This is a genomic window from Aeromonas lusitana, from assembly GCF_002812985.1.
In the GTDB taxonomy this organism is placed as follows: domain Bacteria; phylum Pseudomonadota; class Gammaproteobacteria; order Enterobacterales; family Aeromonadaceae; genus Aeromonas; species Aeromonas lusitana.
The window spans coordinates 68,678-87,161 of sequence record NZ_PGCP01000017.1 but is presented as its reverse complement, the minus strand read 5'-3'; the positions used below and the strand labels follow the sequence as shown (position 1 = coordinate 87,161).

The 18,484-nt window shown below is 59.9% G+C and carries 13 protein-coding genes; 4 read left to right on the top strand and 9 right to left on the bottom strand.

Translation table 11 applies throughout. The annotated features are described in order from the left end of the window. Window positions 1-39 precede the first annotated feature (39 nt). The 4 genes from proB to gpt all read right to left on the bottom strand — a co-directional run bounded on the left by proB (window position 40) and on the right by gpt (window position 3,639). Window positions 40-1,143: a glutamate 5-kinase gene (proB, locus tag CUC44_RS12030; protein ID WP_100860180.1), complete on the bottom strand. Its 1,104-nt coding sequence runs from the start codon at window positions 1,141-1,143 to the stop codon at window positions 40-42. Window positions 1,144-1,278: 135 nt separating this feature from the next. Continuing rightward, window positions 1,279-1,671, bottom strand: coding sequence for a sigma factor-binding protein Crl (gene crl, locus CUC44_RS12025; RefSeq protein WP_100860179.1), 393 nt, complete (start codon window positions 1,669-1,671; stop codon window positions 1,279-1,281). A 62-nt stretch (window positions 1,672-1,733) separates the two neighbouring features. Further along, a complete protein-coding gene (frsA, locus tag CUC44_RS12020; protein ID WP_100860178.1) occupies window positions 1,734-3,002 on the bottom strand; it encodes an esterase FrsA in 1,269 nt (422 codons plus the stop codon). A 169-nt stretch (window positions 3,003-3,171) separates the two neighbouring features. Then, window positions 3,172-3,639: a xanthine phosphoribosyltransferase gene (gene gpt / locus CUC44_RS12015; RefSeq protein WP_025325960.1), complete on the bottom strand. Its 468-nt coding sequence runs from the start codon at window positions 3,637-3,639 to the stop codon at window positions 3,172-3,174. A 931-nt stretch (window positions 3,640-4,570) separates the two neighbouring features. Between gpt and CUC44_RS12000 the strand changes: the two genes are divergently transcribed. Next, window positions 4,571-6,022 carry an aminoacyl-histidine dipeptidase gene (locus CUC44_RS12000; RefSeq protein ID WP_100860177.1) on the top strand — a complete coding sequence of 484 codons (1,452 nt, stop codon included), beginning with the start codon at window positions 4,571-4,573 and terminating at the stop codon, window positions 6,020-6,022. 652 nt (window positions 6,023-6,674) lie between these two features. Here CUC44_RS12000 and CUC44_RS11990 read toward each other — a convergent pair. The 5 genes from CUC44_RS11990 to CUC44_RS11970 form a co-directional block, all read right to left on the bottom strand. After that, complete coding sequence (locus CUC44_RS11990) at window positions 6,675-7,676, bottom strand: ABC transporter ATP-binding protein (RefSeq protein WP_100860175.1); 1,002 nt, start codon at window positions 7,674-7,676, stop codon at window positions 6,675-6,677. A gap of 100 nt (window positions 7,677-7,776) precedes the next feature. Then, window positions 7,777-8,772 (bottom strand): ABC transporter ATP-binding protein, encoded by a 996-nt coding sequence (locus CUC44_RS11985; RefSeq protein WP_167388884.1) that lies wholly within the window; start codon window positions 8,770-8,772, stop codon window positions 7,777-7,779. A gap of 25 nt (window positions 8,773-8,797) precedes the next feature. Further along, complete coding sequence (locus tag CUC44_RS11980) at window positions 8,798-10,615, bottom strand: extracellular solute-binding protein (protein ID WP_100860173.1); 1,818 nt, start codon at window positions 10,613-10,615, stop codon at window positions 8,798-8,800. A 91-nt stretch (window positions 10,616-10,706) separates the two neighbouring features. Continuing rightward, window positions 10,707-11,750 carry an ABC transporter permease gene (locus CUC44_RS11975; protein ID WP_208621063.1) on the bottom strand — a complete coding sequence of 348 codons (1,044 nt, stop codon included), beginning with the start codon at window positions 11,748-11,750 and terminating at the stop codon, window positions 10,707-10,709. Between the two features lie 121 nt (window positions 11,751-11,871). Then, window positions 11,872-12,897, bottom strand: coding sequence for an ABC transporter permease subunit (locus CUC44_RS11970; RefSeq protein WP_100860171.1), 1,026 nt, complete (start codon window positions 12,895-12,897; stop codon window positions 11,872-11,874). Between the two features lie 735 nt (window positions 12,898-13,632). On the opposite strand from CUC44_RS11970, the gene CUC44_RS11965 reads away from it, so the two are divergent. The 3 genes from CUC44_RS11965 (at window position 13,633) to CUC44_RS11955 (ending at window position 18,477) form a co-directional block, all read left to right on the top strand. After that, window positions 13,633-16,239, top strand: coding sequence for a TonB-dependent receptor plug domain-containing protein (locus tag CUC44_RS11965; RefSeq protein ID WP_100860170.1), 2,607 nt, complete (start codon window positions 13,633-13,635; stop codon window positions 16,237-16,239). 103 nt (window positions 16,240-16,342) lie between these two features. Next, window positions 16,343-17,107, top strand: a complete 765-nt coding sequence (locus CUC44_RS11960; RefSeq protein ID WP_100860169.1) for a DUF3450 domain-containing protein — start codon at window positions 16,343-16,345, stop codon at window positions 17,105-17,107. Further along, window positions 17,104-18,477 carry a MotA/TolQ/ExbB proton channel family protein gene (locus CUC44_RS11955; RefSeq protein ID WP_100860168.1) on the top strand — a complete coding sequence of 458 codons (1,374 nt, stop codon included), beginning with the start codon at window positions 17,104-17,106 and terminating at the stop codon, window positions 18,475-18,477. Before CUC44_RS11960 ends, CUC44_RS11955 begins: the two co-directional genes overlap by 4 nt. Window positions 18,478-18,484: the final 7 nt, after the last annotated feature.

The window sequence follows — 18,484 nt, the reverse complement described above, 5'->3', positions numbered from 1 at the left end:
TAGCCGTCACTGGGTACTGGGCCTAGGGGTACCGCCGGATTACAGCAGCACCATATCGTCGCGGTGAATGGCGACGGCACCATAGCCGTAACCCAATACCTGTTCTATCTGATCCGAGTGCACGCCGCGCAACTTGTCCAGCTCGGCGTGATCATAGCGGCAGATGCCGCGCGCCAGCTCGCTTCCCTTGGGATCCAGGATGCGCACCACATCGCCACGCACGAAGTCCCCCTTCACCCCTGTGATGCCCTTGGGCAACAGGCTGGAGCCCTTCTCCTGCATGGCGGCAACGGCGCCTTGATCCACCTGGACCTCGCCGTGAGGGGGCGGGCCTGCCAGGATCCAGCTCTTGCGCCCTTCCAGCGGTGAGGCCAGTGCCGGGAACAGGGTACCGACCCGCTCCCCCTTGGCGAGGCGACCGATCACTTCCGGGATCTGGCCGGTGGCGATCACCACGTTGACCCCGGCCCGACGCGCCACGTCGGCGGCCTGCAACTTGGTCGCCATGCCGCCGGTGCCGAGCCCACTGACGCTGTCCCCGGCCAGGGAGCGCAGGGTGTCATCTATGGTCTGCACCTCTTCGATGAGCTGGGCATCCGGGTTGCTGCGGGGATCGGCGGTAAAGAGTCCCTTCTGATCGGTCAGCAGGATCAGCAGGTCCGCATCCGCCAGGATGGCGGCGCGGGCAGAGAGGTTATCGTTGTCCCCCACCTTGATCTCGGCGGTGGCGACGGCGTCATTCTCGTTGATGACGGGGATGATGCGATGATCGAGCAGGGTCCGCAGGGTATCGCGGGCGTTGAGATAGCGCTCGCGGTCTTCCAGATCGGCGCGGGTCAGCAGCATCTGGCCGATATGCAGCCCGTAGAGGTTGAACAAATCCTGCCATACCCGGATGAGCTGGGTCTGGCCGACCGCCGCCAGCATCTGCTTGTTGGGCAGGGTCGGCGCCAGTGGGGGGTGGCCAAGGTGTTCACGGCCGGCGGCGATGGCCCCGGAGGTGACCATGACGACGCGATGGCCATCACGGTGCAAGGCGGCACACTGTCTGACCAGCTCGACCATGTGGGCACGGTTGAGGCGGGCAGATCCCCCGGTGAGCACGCTGGTGCCCAGTTTGACGACTATGGTTCTGTTTTCCATGGGAAGAGAGAGGTTAAAAAAGTAAGGAATCCCTTTATACCCACGGCACTCCAGCCCTGCAAGGCAATTAGGCCAGGACGCCTCATTGGGGAGAAGACAGGCCCGGCGAGCTGGCGCTCACCGGGCCGGGATGGCTTAGGCAGCCGTCACGCTCAGCTCGGCGGTCACCTGCTCGGCGGGCGAGAGTTTGCACTCCAGCGCCGTCAACTTGTTGCTGATGAGCTTGTAGAAATGATTGAGGGTACGCTCGACTTCCACCTGGTGCTTCTTGGGCAGTGGCTTGTTCACCCACTCCCCCTCCGCATTGTAGAAACCGACCTGATAGTGATAGCTGAAGTGGTGATCGTCTTGCTCCAGCACCAGCCACCAACCCCAGAACTCCCGCTTGTCCGGTGCCGGCTTGGCACTGATGCACACCGAGAGGCAATCGAAACGGTAACGCCCCTCCTCACACAGGTCTTCTCTCAAGTAGGGGCCAATAGCCGCAAATTGCCGCAGCAAGCGCTTGTAGGTCACTCTCTCTGACATGCTAACCTCCCTGTTGAACAAGCCATACCATCACATGGTGATGTTACATTTTTAGTTCTATATCATGTACATAAATGCTTCTTTAGCCAATCTACCGTCTCTTTCATCGCCTCGTCATACACCTCAAGCAGAGGCTGCTTGTCAAACACCACCGCCTTGCCGTTACGGCTGGCAGAGGCCAATGCCCGGACATCCTGCTCGGGACAAATGAAATCTTTCTTGTGCCCGATACTCAAGATCGGCACAGAGGTGCGACTCCCCAGCAGACCCTGGGTCTTGAGGGAGAAGACCTGACACTTGGTGCGCAGCAGATCCCACTGGGCCGCGTCGGCCCCCAACCGGTTCGCCAGGCCATCGCGCATCATGCGCGGGCAGCGGGCAAACATCTCCTGATTGGTAAACACCTGATTGACGCCGGCGCCGATGCAGACCACGGTTCTGAGCTTGAACGGCTCGATGAAGGCGAGCCGCGCCGCCACATTGCCCGCCAAGCGGAAACCCACCATGGCGATGCGCTGATGATCGACCCAGGCCACCTCGGCGAGATAATGGAGCACAGCCTGATGCAGGCGACTGGTGTCCTGCACCAGGGGCCAGTGTTCGGCGTAGCCCGTGCCCGGCATGTCCAGGGAGAGCATGCCGATGCCGTGGGGCTCCAGGTATTTGATATAGAAGTTGAGAAAATCGATCTGCAGGGCGTCGATGCCACCGCTGACGATGACCAGAGGCACCGGCCTCTCGGTGGTGGGCAGGTGCAGGTAACCCTGGATGGTCTTGCCCCGAAACGGTACCTGCAGCTCCTTGAGCGGCACCTTGAACAGCCGGCCCGCCTCGCGATACGCCATGTTGCCGAGCAACTGGGCCTGATCCGCCAGCTCGTCATGTTTCAGGTGGGGGTAGCTTGCGATGGAGTAGTAACGCACCGACTTCAGCAGATTCTTCAGCGCGCCGGCCGTCTCCCCCTGGGCCGCCAGTTCGCGTCCCGTATTGAAGTAGCGGCCACCCAGCTGGCTCCACTCGTAGATCCAGTTGCCGGGCACATAACCCTTGATGGTATCCAGAAAACGCTCGTGGCTGCGTTCCCCCTGCCCCATGGCGATGCGGGCCAGGGTCTGCTCCACCTCGACCGGATCGGCACCTTGCCAGGCCCACGCGGGTCTGCGTAGCAGCCGGTACCAGTGCGGCGAGAGGGCGCCGTCGATAAAGCTTTCAGCCAGGTTGCTGTCTTGCTCATCAACCGGACTGGAGTTGGAGATTTCGGAGGTTTCCAATACCTTTTTGATCCGGGTAAACAGCTTTTCCGTCAGGTTGGTATCGTTGTTTGGTTCCAAAATGGTGGCTCTTCTGTCTCAAGCGATGGTCCATCTTAACCACTTTTAACGCCGGGCAGCCACATCAGAAAAAAGAAAGGACCCCAAACAGGGGTCCTTTGAAACCTTTCATGCCCTAGACGCGGCAGCCTGACCGATGTCAGTGCCATCGCGAGTAGGCGCTACGGGATCACTCTTCGTCGCAGATCGGGTTGGCAAACTCCAGTGCCATGTCCCAGGGCTGCTCAATCCAGGTATCCTGCGGGATGGCGACTTCGAAGTCGTCCAGCAGCTGCTCACCCATGGGCTTGGCGAAGATGGCGATGAACTTGGCCTTGGGGTAGAGCTCACGAATCGCCTTGGCGGTGGTACCAGTGTCCACCAGATCTTCCACGACCAGCCAGCCCTCACCGTCACCGGCCGTGGTGGCGGCTTTGACGACCACCAGCTCGCGCTGGCTGTTGTGGTCATAGCTGGAGATGCAGAGGGTTTCGACATTGCGAATGCCAAGTTCACGAGCCATCAGCGCGGCAGGTACCAGACCGCCACGGCTGACTGCTATGATCCCTTTCCACTGGCTGACCGGCAGCTGACGACGGGCCAGACGGCGCGCTTCACGTTGCAGGTTGTCCCACGACACGTAGAATTTTTTTGGCATAATATCGATCTCGAAGAGTTATATAAAACAATCACTTAAAAATCAGCGCCGACCCCAAAACAGAGCAGCCACTGTCAATTCTGGCCCCCTGTCCGCCGAATTTGGCTTGCACGATGACCGCCTCGGGAGAAGACCCTCGGCAGCCAATACGGATGCAATGAGAAGCAGGATGGGCATAGCTGGCGGCCGTGTCGATCTAGGCAAGATCCCAGGGCCGGCTGTTGGGCCGGTATGATAGCATCGTTTGCACAGAAAATGCCTGACAAACGTATGCGAAAAGCAGGAAAAAGTCGGTAACACCCGCACGAGTCGTGCCATCTGGCTCGCTCTTTTTCCACCTCAACCGGCCAAATGCCCGATTTTGGGTAAAAAAATAGCAGGGGGAGGATGAAAACCTCGCGCACCTGCTGTTTGTCGTTTTTGCCGTCAGCCTGGCTGACTGCCCGTCTTAACGACGACCGGCGTAGGGGTTCGGATAGTTGAAACCCTGGGTATACAGAGACTGGGCAAACCAATAGGTTGAATTGCTGCCTGACATATTAAAACTCCTGATTGCTTAACAAGTTACGTACCTTAATGCGGGCTCAGATCCTTGAACGAACACTCGGTTCCGTGGAGGCGCACTTGCTTTGCTTCGGTTCCCTGGAGGCATTCATTGTCATCCTGACAAGTGGTTGACCCACGGCGGTTAATTTACCATCCGATTTTGAAAAAACAATATTTTTGTGATGCGCGTCACACAATATCTTTATGCTGGTTCGGCGCACCAAGGCAGCCATGTGTGCCGTTTGTGCTCTCTTTATCAGCACAAGCAGAGCGCTATTTGCGCCGGATCGCTCACATTTTTGTGTGATTGACTGTATTATCGTTACCCACTTCCCCAGCCACCGCTGGGGCCCGCTATTATCCCGTGCAGGTAAGGAGTCCCGACGTGGCACAGCTGAGTTCTCTCTCTCCCAAACTGATTTGGCAATTCTTCGAGCAGATCTGCTCCATCCCCCACCCGTCCAAGCACGAAGCCCAGCTGAGCGCCTGGATAGTACAGTGGGCCCAAGGGGAAGGCCTGGCGGTCAAGCAGGACGCCGTCGGCAACATCATCATCAAGAAACCGGCCACGCCGGGGATGGAAAACCGCAAGGCCGTGGTGCTGCAGGCCCACATCGACATGGTGCCCCAGGCCAACGCCGACACCCAGCACGACTTCACCAAAGACCCTATCGATGCCTACATCGACGGTGAATGGGTCACAGCTCGCGGCACCACCCTGGGCGCCGACAACGGCATGGGCATGGCCGGCTGTCTGGCCGTGCTGGCGGACAAGACCATCAAGCACGGTCCGCTGGAAGTGCTGCTGACCACGGACGAAGAGACCGGCATGACAGGCGCATTCGGTCTGGAAGCGGGCTGGCTGGAAGGCGAGATCCTGCTCAACACCGACTCCGAAGAAGACGGCGAGGTCTACATGGGCTGCGCCGGTGGGGTGGATGCCAATATCCGCTTCCCGCTGGAGCTGGTTGCCGCCACCGAGGGCGAAGGCTTCGAGCTGCAGGTCAAGGGGCTGCGTGGCGGTCACTCCGGGGTCGATATCCACCGCGGTCGTGGCAACGCCAACAAGCTGCTGGTGCGTCTGCTCAAGGCCGCCGAGCCGCTGGGCGTGCGTCTGGCCGAGATCCATGGCGGTACCCTGCGTAACGCCATCCCCCGCGAGGCCCGTGCCAAGCTGCTGGTGCCCGCCCCTAGCGTCAGCGAGTTCAAGGCCCTGGTCGACCGCTATGCCGGCATCTACCAGAGCGAGCTGACCGCCACCGAGGCGAACCTGACCGTGCTGCTGAGCGCCCAGGACAAGCCCGCCAAGCTGATGAGCGAAACCCTGCAGGCCCGCCTGCTGGACTCCCTGATGGCATGCCCGAACGGTGTCATCCGCATGAGCGATGCCATCCCGGGCGTCACCGAGACCTCCACCAACCTGGGGGTCATCAAGACACTGGACGGCGAGGTGTACGTACAGTGCCTGATCCGCTCCCTGATCGATTCGGGTCGCGAGAGCGTCGAGCAGATGACCCGCTCCCTGTTCAACCTGGCCGGCGCCAGCTGTGAATTCACCGGCGCTTATCCTGGCTGGGCTCCGAACGTAGACTCCCCCGTGATGGCCCTGGTACGTAACAGCTATCAGACCCTGTTTGGCGAGATGCCGAACGTCATGGTGATCCACGCCGGTCTGGAGTGCGGTCTGTTCAAGAGCGCCTACCCGGACTGGGACATGGTCTCCTTCGGCCCGACCATCCGCGGTGCCCATTCACCGGACGAGCGGGTGCACATCCCGGCGGTCGAGCGCTTCTGGCAACTGCTGGTCCATGTGCTGGAACAGATCCCGGCCAAATAAGCCAGACCTTAGCCAGCATCCATGCCCCGCCACAGTGCGGGGCATTTTATTGGCCACGCCCTCACATCTCCTCTGCTCTGCCACGTCCCTACCTTCTGTTGTGACCGCCCCGCCATCCTCCTTCCCTGTCACTCAGCCCCTTGAAAACGTATCCATAAGCAACCCTTCATGTGAAAACCTTTTCCATGATTTATGTAAATTTACAACACAAAAAGTTGATCGAGGTCACAAAAGGCCCTAGCATCGAACTGTGACCCAGGTCACACACAACAACGATTAACAGAGCGATGAGGTAAGACTATGTTTGAGAATCTGGCAGTGCTGTTCCACCTCAAGGGTGCATCCAGCAAGAAAGGCGCGGTAGAGAAAGACACTTATGCGCCGGCAACTCGCAACTACTACTTCCGCTATGGTGCCTGAGCGCCCTTGGCTGAAAGCGAAACGTAGTAAAATTACAGAATAACAATCCATACAGCAGCCATCCCCTCAGAGGGGTGCTGTCCTGCCCAGGCCAGATGTTCCACGGCCAAACCTGAACTCCAACCATGAAGATGGGGCCCACAGGCCCCATTTTTTTATCCGTCTGCTTTTCATTCCGGATCCCGACCGTCCCCTGCTTCTGATACCGGCGGCGATGAGCTGGGCGCCGGCATCAGACCGCCTTTCCCAGGGGAACCGCCTCCACCGGCGACAAGGGGAAGTGGCAAGCCACCTGATGAGCCAGCCCGTCGCAGACTCTCAGCTCAGGGGACGTGCTGTGACACAGCTCGGTAGCATAGGGGCAGCGCTGGTGAAAGTGGCAGCCACTCGGCGGCGAGATGGGGGATGGCACGTCGCCGGTCAGCAGGATCCGCTGGTTGCGGCGGCGGGGATCCGGCACCGGAATGGCCGAGATCAGCGCCTGGGTATAGGGGTGGCGCGGGCTCAGATACAATTGCTGAGCATCCGCCAACTCGACGATCCGTCCCAGGTACATGACGGCGATCCGGTCCGAGATGTGCTTCACCACCGACAAGTCGTGGGCGATGAAGATGATGGCGAGGTTCATCTCCTGTTGCAGGGTGAGCAGCAGGTTCACTATCTGGGACTGCACCGAGACATCGAGCGCCGACACCGCCTCGTCGCACACCAGCAGCTTGGGTTTGAGGGCAATCGCCCGGGCGATGCCGATGCGCTGGCGCTGGCCGCCGGAGAACTCGTGAGGATAGCGATCCGCCGCACTGCGGGGCAAGCCAACCTTGTCCAGCAGCTCGCTGACCCACTCCCGTCGCTGGGCGGCCGTGCCCTTGCCGTGAATGATGAAGGGCTCCTCCAGGATCTGACCCACGGTATGGCGGCTGTTGAGCGACTCCGCGGGATCCTGAAACACTATCTGCATCTCCTGGCGCAGGGAGCGCATCTCCTTTGGCGACAGCTGGGTGATGTCCCGCCCCTCGAAGCTTATCTGCCCCGCCGTCGGCTCGAACAGCTTGAGCAGGGAGCGCCCCAGGGTGGACTTGCCACAGCCGGACTCTCCCACCAGCCCCAGCGTCTCCCCCTGTTTCAGATCGAAGCTGATGCCATCCACCGCATAGACGGTGTAGTGCTTGCGCAAAAATCCCCCGCCCATCTTGAAGTGCTGCTTCAAGTCCCGTACCGACAGCAAAACGCTCATAGCCCCCACTCCTTGCCATCCGGGTGCAGAGGCGACGTCAGTTCAGCCTCCCTCATCACGGAGGAATACCGCTTAAAACCGGCCACCGACAACAAGACGTTCATATGCTCAACTCCTTCCAGTGGTGGCAGGCCACCCCATGGCGATCGGTCAGCTGCTCGGTCACCGGGTTGGTCCCCACGCAGATCTCGGTGGCGTGGGGGCAGCGGTTGGAGAAACGGCAGCCCGCCGGCATCTCATGCAGGGCGGGCACCTGGCCCTTGATGGTCTTGAGCAGGCTCTTGGGCACGTCTTCGAGGCGCGGGATCGAGGCCATCAGACCATGAGTATAGGGATGGCGCGGATGGTCAAACAGCTCATAGATGTCGGCCCGCTCTACCGCCCGGCCCGCATACATCACCACCACCTCGTCGCACAGCTCGGCCACGACCCCGAGATCGTGGGTGATGAAGATGATGGCCATGCCGGTCTGGGTCTGCAGATCCTTCATCAGCTCCAGGATCTGGGCCTGAATGGTCACGTCCAGCGCTGTGGTGGGCTCGTCGCAGATGAGCAAGGAAGGCTCACAGGCGAGTGCCATGGCGATCATCACCCGCTGGCGCATGCCGCCGGAGAGGTTGTGGGGATAGACGCCGAAGCGGCGCTCCGGCTCGGGTATCCCCACCTTGTGCAGCATGGCGATGGCAGCGGCCTGGCGCTGCTTCTTGCTGTAATCGGGCCTGTGCAGGCTGAACACCTCCATCAGCTGAGCCCCGACCGTCTGCACCGGGTTCAGGGCCGTCATCGGTTCCTGGAAGATCATGGAGATGCGGTTGCCCCGCACCCGATACATCTGATCCGGCGGCAGTGACAGCAGCTCCTCCCCCTGAAAGCGGATGGAGCCTGCCACCACCTGGCCGTGGGGTTTGGGCAGGAGCCCCATGATGGCCAGGGATGTGACGCTCTTGCCGCAGCCGGATTCGCCGACGATGCCGAGGGTCTGCCCCGGCGCCACGGAGAAACTCACCCCGTCCAGCACCTTGATCTTGCCGTCATCGACGGCGAACTCCACCTCGAGGTCGCGAACCTCGAGGATGGGGGCCTCGCGCTTGGCCATGGCCTCCCCTCCTTTATCGCTGGCCTCAGTGGTGCGCATAGGTCTTGTCTAGCAGGTTGATGGGAGCCAGCGCCTCGCCCGCTTCCTTGGCTTTCTGGGTCTCTGCCTTCACCTTGGGATCGATCCAGAGCAGGCCGCCGCTGCTGTGGGGGTAGCCGTCCATGGGCCAGTAGAGCTGATCCGGGGTGTTCTTGGTGGCAGGCACCTCCGGCAGCATCACGTAACGCCAGCTGCTGGCCCGCACATAGTTGAGCTGCACGCCGGGCACGAAGATGGCGAGATCATAGATGCGCTGCTGGATCTGACGGGAGAGCTCGGCCCGCTTGGCGGTGTCGAATTCCACGTCATAGGCGTCGATCAGCTTGTCGAGATCCTTGTCCGCCACGTTGAACAGGTTGTTGGTCTGGGGCTTGTTGGCGTTGTCCGAGTGGAACGACTCCCAGTATTGGGGATAGAGGCCACCGCCACCCCAGCCGAGCCAGGCCGCTTCATGCTTCTTCTCCAGCATAACCTTGAAACCGGTAGCGCCATCCACCAGGTTCAGCTCCAGATCCAGGCCCGCCTTCTTGGCCTCCTCCTTGAGCACAGTCAGCCGCTTGGAGTGCTCCTGGGTGGTGTAGGTGATGGCCAGGGTGAGCCGCTCTCCCATGTCGTTTTGCAAGATGCCGTCCGGCCCCGGCTTGGCATAGCCTCCCTTGGCGAAATACTCCCGCGCCTTGGCCACGTCATAGGCCCGCTCCGCCAGCTTCATGTCGGTGAACTCACCAAAGCCCGAGCCGAAGGTGGTAGCCCTGTCATAGTCGCCGCGCAGCACGGTGGCGATCATCTTGTCGAGGTTCATGGCGTGCTGGATGCCGAGGCGCACGTTGATGTCCGCCAGCTTGGGGTTGGTCACGTTGAGGTGCAGCCCCTGCCCCCCCTGCTTGGTGTCGGTCATGGCCATCACCTTCTGCACATAGCCCTGCTTGTACTCAGGGGTGACCGCTTTTTCATGCCACCAGTTCGGCAGGATCATCTCGAAGGTATCGATCTCCCCCTTCAGGAAGTGGCGAAACGCTATGTTGTGATCCCGGATCACCTGCACCTTGATGGTATCTATGTTGAACCTGTGCTGGTTGTAGCGATCGTTCTGGGCCCACCAGTCTGGCTGTTTGCTGAAGGTGATGGACTTGCCCTTCTTCACCTCCGTCATGACGTAGGGGCCCGTGGTGGGCACCTGGGACCAGTTGTACTGCTTCACCCAGTTCGGGGTCAGCTTGTAGTAGTGCTTGGGCTGGGGCCAGAGTTCGGTGGTGTTGAGCAGATCCAGCTTGGCCTTGCGGTTGCCCGACTTGACCTCGATGGTGTGATCGTCGACCTTCTCCACCGCCACGATCTCCGTGGTGTAGTAGTTGTTGTACCAGGGGGCCCGGATCTCTTTGGAGCGCATCATCTCGTAGCCGAAGGTGTAGTCATCGGCGGTGACCGGCTTGCCATCGGACCACTTGGCACGGGGATCCAGCTTGAAGTAGACGGTCTGGTTGTCCGGCGCTATGGCCCAGTGGGTCGCCAGAGACGGTATGGGGTTGCCGGTATTGGGATGAAAACTGATGAGGCGCAGCTGGTTGTCCTGGATGAAGGAGCGAAACGAGCCGTTGGAGTCGGGGCCCACGGTGCGAAACGTCAGCGGGAAGCTGTCGATGAACATGGTAAGGGAGCCGCCGGGCAGTGCCTTGGGAGAGGCAAACACAGGATCCGTGTCATTGGTCTCCCACTTGAGATCCGCGGGCAGGCTGGCGGCCCAGACCCAGGAGCCGTTCACCAGCAGGAAAATAGCACCTATCCATTTTATTTTATTCTTCATATTTGACTTCCTGGTCATGGCCCCTGCTACGGGGGCTTCTTGATTAAGGGTTAAATCATGTAATTCCATGTACTAATGGCATCTCACACAGCTATTGGTAGCGGGTGAACTTGCGCGGATCAAACGCCTCCCGGATGGCCTCGCCGATAAAGGAGACCATGATCAGCACCAGGCTCACCGCCGCCACCACAGAGCTCACTATCCAGATGGCATCCAGGTTGTTGATGCCCTGGGAGAGCAGCTCCCCCCAACTCGGGGTCGGTGGCGCCAGGCCGAAACCCAGGTAATCCAACGCCGTCAGGGTGGAGATGTTGCCCACCACGGCGAAGGGCGCCAGGGTGACGATCATCATCAAGGTGTTCGGCAAGATGTGGTGGAAGATGATGCGCCCCGTGGTCGCCCCCTGGGCCCGCGCCGCCATCACATAGTCCCGCGCCCGCTCCTTGTAGGTGAGGGTGCGCATGTACCAGGTGATCCCCATCCAGCCAAACAGCACGTTGATGCCGACAAACAGGCCGAAGTTCGGCTTGGCGAGCGACACCAAAATCATGATGACGTAGAGGAAGGGCACCTGGGACCAGATCTCGATAAAGCGCTGCAAGATGAGATCGAAGCGCCCGCCGAGAAAGCCCATCATGCAGCCGATGCTGACCCCGATGACGTAACTCGCCACCAGGGTAATGAAGGCAAAACCGATGGCGATGCGAAAGCCGTACACCAGCCGCGCCAGCACATCGCGCCCGCTGGTGTCGGTGCCGAGGAAGTGGCGCTCAGCCAGGCTCGGGGCATAGGGCGGATAGGCATCCTGCTTGAAGTCCTGCTCATAGGGATTCCAGGGCACCAGGGGCAGCAGCACCCAGTCCCCTTTTCCTTCCTTCTCGAACCTGGCTTGCAACTGGCGATAGTTGGTCTCGTATTCGTAATCCAGCCCGAACTGCTGGCCCGAGATCACATCGCCATAGGTCGGGAAGTGAAGCTCGCCCTGATAACTCACCACCAGGGCCCGGCTGTTGACCAGCAGCTCCGCCAGCAGGGAGATGATCACCAGGACCGAGAAGATGACGAAGGAGTAGTAACCGCGCTTGATGGACTTGAAGCGCTTGAGTTTTTTCAGCGTGACCGGGTTGAGATTCAGGTTCATGGTCAGCCTCCAAACCGCACACGAGGATCGACAGGCATTACAACGCAGATATCAGAGACGATATGGCGTGGCATCAGCATCGGCATGACAAGAGAGAGCTGGTTCATGTTCATGGCTAGTCTCCAAACCGCACGCGGGGATCCACGAGGGCGACGCAGATATCGGAGACGATATTACCCACCAGCATCAGCATGGAGGTGATGGCCAGGATCCCCATGACGGTGGGGTAATCCCGCTCGACGATGGCCTCGTACCCGAGCAGGCCTATGCCGTCGATGTTGAAGATGGTCTCGATGAGAAAAGAGCCGCCGAAGAAGACGGTGAGCACGGATCCTAAGTGGCTCGCGATGGGGATCAGGCTGTTGCGCATGGCGTGGTCGGTGACCGCCTTGCGAAACGGCAACCCCTTGGCCACGGCGGTGCGCACGTAATCCGCCGACAGGTTCTCCATCAGGCTGTTCTTCATGGTCATGGTGAGGATGGCAAAGTCGCCGATGGCGTAGGCGATGAGGGGCAGGAGGGCGTGGGAGAACACGGTACGGATCTGATCCCAGCTGCTCTGCATGGTATCAAAATCGTCTCCCGGGAAGCCCCCCATGGGCAACCACTCCAGGTGGAAGGCGAACACTGTGATGAGGAAGATCCCCACCACATAGGCTGGCAGCGCATAGGCCATGTAGATGAGCATGGAGCTCAAGGAGTCAAAACGGCTGTTGTGCTTGAGCGCCTTGGCGACCCCTAGGGGAATGGAGACGGCGTAGCTCAGCAGAAAGGTCGCCAGCCCGAAGAAGGCGGTGACCGGCAGCCTATCCTTGATGAGATCCCACACCGGCTCGTAGTAGCGGGTCGACTCCCCCAGATCCAGCACGGCGAGTTTCTGCAGCCACTCCCAGTAGGCGACCAGCATGGGCTTGTCCAGACCGTAGAAGGCCTTGAGCTCCTCGATCTGCTCATCGGAAAGCGCCTGAGCGCCCTTGCTGCCGCTGGAGCGTCCGGTCTCATTTTGTGATACCTGCGCCTGCATCAGCATGCGCTCGACCGGGCCGCCCGGCACGAAGCGGGTGATGGTGAAGACGAGCAAGGTGATACCGAGGAACGTCGGGATGATCAAAAACATCCGACGTAAGAAATACGACAGCATGGTGGAACCTCGTCCTTGTTGTTCTTGTATGGCCGTCTCATTCCAATGAACGGCCTGTCCTTCCTGGCATTACTCACTGAATTGACTGCTATTGGCAGACAATCCGCTCGGTCACTGTAAAAGCTCTGCAACAAAAATCAAGTAGCGCGGGCCTGATGGATGCGCATCCCCATGCGCAGCAGAAATAACCGGGATTTTTTTCATAAAAACCCAACTTCAAGATAAAAAACTGCTACGCACTCAGGTTTAAATAAATTTTAATCATTCAAAACAAATTAAAAACGCGAACAACAAAACAAAATTCACATACAAAACAATAGCATATAAAAATACCCTTTCTCCTTTATTTTACCCGTAAAGAAGAGGGAAATTTCCGTGACACCGGCACGGTACAAGCTCGCGGCCCAGGCTAACGGCAGATTTAAATACTGTATAAATATCGAATCACGATATACGGATCAGGGGGACAGGCTGCTTATCGATAAGTTCAAAAATAATCAATAAAATGGACACAATTGAATTTAACATTATTTTTACATGGTGTTTTATTAATTAATCAGAATAAAACTCCAAAAAATCCCCATCATTAAAACATAGTCATCTTATTACCCACCCCTGCCCCGTTCGCCCCGCCTCATTTGACGTCACTTATTAAACCTTGATAAGCCTTACGCACCGCTCCAACGAGGGCGGTACAGGAAGCAAACAAAAAAACAATCAGGAAGGATACTAGCGATGCTTAGGAAAAGCAGACTCTCTGCTGCCGTAGCGTTTGCCTTGGCGAGCGCGGCAGTTGTGGTCACCCCTGTCCTGGCCGAAGAGGGCCAGAACGTCGAAAAACTGCAAAAAATCAAAGTCACCGGCTCGCGGATCTCCCGGGTCGACGTGGAAGGTTCCACCCCTGTCGTCTCCGTCAGCAAGGCCAGGATCGAAGAGTCCGGCCAGCAAACCGTCGCCGATTACCTCAAGCAGGCCTCTTACAACTCCTTCGGCGGCGTCTCCCCCGCCTCCGGCAGCTCCTTCCAGTCTCAATCTACCGTCGGCCTGCGCGGCCTGGGGTCTGAGCGTACCCTGGTGCTGCTGAACGGCAAGCGGGTAGCGGGCTCCCCCACCATGGGCGGCACCTCCATCAACCTCAACACCATCCCCATGGCCGCCGTCGAGCGGGTTGAAGTCAACCTGGATGGCGGCTCGGCCATCTACGGCTCCGACGCCATCGGCGGTGTCATCAACGTGGTGCTCAAAGAGGGCTATGAGGGCCTGACCTTCCAGGGCCGCCTCGGCTCACCGACCGAAGACGGCGGTGACGAGGCCAGCGGCTCCATCGTCGCCGGCATCAACGGCGAGAAGGGCTCCCTGATGGCGGTCTACGAGCACGACAAGAAAGACGTCATCTACGCCCGCGACCGGGATTATCTTGCCAAGCAGGGCAACGAGTCCCCCAGCCCCTACGGCCGCAACGTGGAAGGGATCACAGGTCTGGATGCCAACGGCGATCCCGTTTGGAAATACGGCCCCCTGGCCGGTGCCACCAATGCCGATGGCAGCTGCAAATCCCCCTTCATCGGCTTCGAGGATGGCTGTAACTACAACTACGGCCAGGTAGCCGCCACCACGGCCTCCCGCAGCCGTGACACCCTGTACGTGAACGGCCGCTACCACATCAACGACAAGGTCGACTTCGTGCCGCAGATCATCGGCTCCCGGGTCGAGAGCTTCGGTCGCTTCGCCCCCGCCGCCGGCCCCTTCACCATAGATCCGGCCAACCCGAAAAACGCCCAGTTCTTCACCGATAACGGCCTGGACGCCGCCGCTACCCAGGGTCTGGGTGAGGCTGCCTACGCCTACTACCGCTTCAGCAACGTCGGCACCCGTGACAACCTGGTCACCGACCTGACCGGCAGCCTGAACCTCGGTTTCGAGGGCTCCATCACCACGGAATCCGTGGGCGACATGCAGTGGAACGCCGGTTACCTGTACTCCAAGACAGACAACAAGGAGAACGGCACCGGTTATGTGCTCAAATCCGCCGCCCAGCAGGCGGTAGCCGACGGCAAGTTTGTGGGTGGCGAATTCGATACCGCCAGCACCAAGGCGATGACGGCCGACACCAGCCGCCGCTCCACCATGGACTTCTACCAGTGGTACGCCGGGGTGCAGTGGGACATGGGTGAACTGCCTGCCGGGCCGGTCAGCTGGTACGCCGGCGCCGAGTACAACGACTGGGTTTACACCGACAAGTACGATGCCCAGTCCGAGGCGCTGAACATCATAGGCTCCGCCGGCAACTCCTCCGGTGGGGTGCGCGACGTGACCGCCGCCTACATCGAATCCCTGGTGCCCATCACTGAGCAGATCGAGATGAACCTGGCCGGTCGCTTCGATGACTACAGCGACTTTGGCAGCGCCTTCTCCCCCAAGGCGAGCCTGCGTTACCAGCCGCTGGACAACCTGATGCTGCGCACCTCCTGGTCCCGCTCGTTCCGCGCCCCCAGCCTGAGTGATCTCTATGCGGCAGATTCGGAGTCCGCAGACTGGGCCAAGGACTATGTCTACTGCGAGGCCAACGGCATCTCGGCGGCGGACTGCCCGAACCGCCAGTACACCACCACCCGTACCGCCAACGAGCAGCTCAAGGAGGAGACCGCAGACACCTGGAACTTCGGGGTGGCTTACAGCCCGCTGGACAACCTGAACCTGTCTCTCGACTACTACACCATCAGCATTGACGACGTGATCCAGCTGAACACCCTGCAGTCCGTCATCTATGACGAGCTGAATACCGGCAGCTCCAGCAGCATCAGCCGTAACAGCCAGGGCAAGATCAGCGGTGCCATCGCCCCCATGGTCAACCGGGGAACCCTGGATACCTCGGGCCTCGATCTCAAGGTCGACTACAAGTACGACCTGACCTCGGCCACCATCCGTTATGACCTGGGCGGTACCTACATCCTGGATTACAAGGAAGGTCTGTACGCCGGCGGCCCTGTTATCGACAAGATAGGCCAGAACGGCAAGCCACAGATGCGCTTCAGCACGGGTGTCGGTGTCAACGTTCCCCAATGGTGGAACATGGATACCTATCTGAGCGCTAACTACATCGACTCCCAGAGCCAGGACTACATCGCCGACACCGGTCAGGAAGTCGGTCACATCGCATCCCAGACCACCTGGAACCTGAACGTCGGCGTGGAAGCGCCGTGGGATGGCAAGATCCAGGTCGGGGTGAAGAACATGTTCAACGTGGGCCCGTCCCTCGAGAGCGATGGCTTCACCTTCGACGAAGAGCTCTACAGCATCGACGGTCGCATCTACTACATCGACTACGCCCAGAAGTTCTAATCCACCAAGCAAGAGACAAGCCGGCCCATTCGGGCCGGCTGTGCCCACGATCCCATGGAAGTTACGGAGATAGGGTAATCCTATGAAAAAAAGGACTATTACAATGAAGAAAGCGCTCCTCGGCAGCCTGATTTCGGCCGCCTTGCTGACCAGCTTCAATCTGAGTGCCGCCTCTGCCAGCCAGGCAGTGGACGCTCAAGCCGCCACCGACAATGCCTCCAAAGTCTCCCAGCAGAAGATCGACAACTATGCCGAATCTGCCGAGACAGCCCTCGCCCAGTACAAGGGCGCCCTGCGTCAGGTCGACAGCCTGCGCACCTACAACGAGCAGGTGGGCAAGATGGTCGAGTCCCAGACCAGCGAGCTGGCCTCCATGCAGCGCCAGATAGCCCAGATCGATCAGACCAGCACCGAAGTGGTGCCCTTGATGCTCAAGATGATCGACTCCCTCGATCAGTTCGTCTCCCTGGATCTGCCGTTCCAGAAGGTCGAGCGTGAGGACCGCGTAGCGGCCCTGACCGATCTCATGAACCGGGCCGACGTCACCATCTCCGAGAAGTACCGCAAGATACTCGAGGCCTATCAGATCGAGGAAGGCTTCAGCCGCACCATAGAGTCTTACAAAGCCAGCCTGGACAAGGATGGCAACGAGAAGACCTATGAGTTCCTGCGGGTCGGCCGCATCGCCTTGCTCTACCAATCCCCGGATGGCAACGAGACCGGCATGTGGAACAAGAAGACCCGCCAATGGGAAGAGTTGCCCCAGGAATATCGCAGTGCAGTCGAACAGGGCCTTCGCATCGCCAAGAAGCAGGCGCCCCCCGCCCTTATCAAGCTGCCGATTCAAACTGCGGAGAAAACATCATGAAAGGAATCAAACTCGCCATTGCCTCCCTGATCGCGGGCGCCACCCTGATCACCTTGCCGGTGACCGCAGCCGAGAAACCGGTGGACCTCAATGCCCTGCTGAGCCAGGTCAAGGCATCCAACCTGAGCGAATCCCAGCTCAACAAGGAGCGGGAAGCCCGCTTCCTGGCCGACAAGAACGAGCAGGGCGCCCTGCTGGCTAAGGCCAAGGCCGAGCTCGCCGCCGAGACCGCCAAGGGCGAGCAGCTCAAGGCCACCTTCGATGCTAACGACAAGCAGCTGACCGAGCTAACCGAGACCCTGCGCCAGCGCTCCGGCAACATGGGGGAGATGTTCGGCGTACTGCGCCAGTTCGCCGGTGAGTTCAAGGGGATCTTCAACGCCTCCGCCCGCCGGGTCGAGCACCCGGAGCAGGCGGCGCTGCTGACTCGCCTTGCCGAAAGTAAAGAATTGCCCTCCAGCGACGATCTGACTGCCTTCTGGACCACCACCCTCAGCCGCATGGTCGATGGTGGCAAGGTGAGCCAGATCCCGGCGACCGTGGTGTACGGGGAAGGCAACCAGGCCGAGAAGACGGTCACCCAGATAGGGGAGTTCAATACCGTCTCCGAGGGCAAGTACCTGACCTTCGTGCCGGAGACCGGCAAGTTCGAACAGTTGCCGCGCCAGCCCGACAACAGCGTGCTGGAGCCGGTGGCCAAGTTTGAGCAAGGCGGCGGCGCCGTCGAGCCCATCTTCGTCGATCCGTCCCGCGGCGTGATCCTCTCCCTGCTGGTGCAGTCCCCCACCTTCAAGGAGCGGGTCGATCAGGGGGGTGAAGTGGGCTACGTCATCATGGTGCTCGGTGTACTGGGTACCCTGCTGGCCCTGTTCTGCGGCGCGCGTCTCTCCCTCATCGGCGGATCCATGCGCAAGCAGCTCAAATCCGATCAGATCGTCAAGGGCAACCCCATCGGCGAGATGCTGGGGGCTTACCAGAGCCATCGCGGTGACAACATCGAGGATCTGGAATCCAAGCTCGACGAGATCATCCTGCGCAACGTGCCCAAGTTCGAGAAGGGCATCAGCATCATCAAGCTGATCGCCTCGGTCGCGCCGCTGCTGGGCCTGCTGGGTACCGTGGTCGGGATGATAGCCACCTTCCAGGCCATCACCCTGTTCGGTACCGGCGATCCCAAGCTGATGGCGGGCGGTATCTCCGAGGCCCTGGTCACCACCATGCAAGGCCTGGTGGTCGCTGTGCCCATGCTGTTCCTCTACACCATAGTGCAGACCCAGAGCCGCCGTCTCATCCAGATCCTGGAAGAGCAGAGCGCCGGTTTCGTCGCCCGCTATCAGGAAAATCTGCACGCCGCCAAGGCCGCAGCCTAAGGAGTCA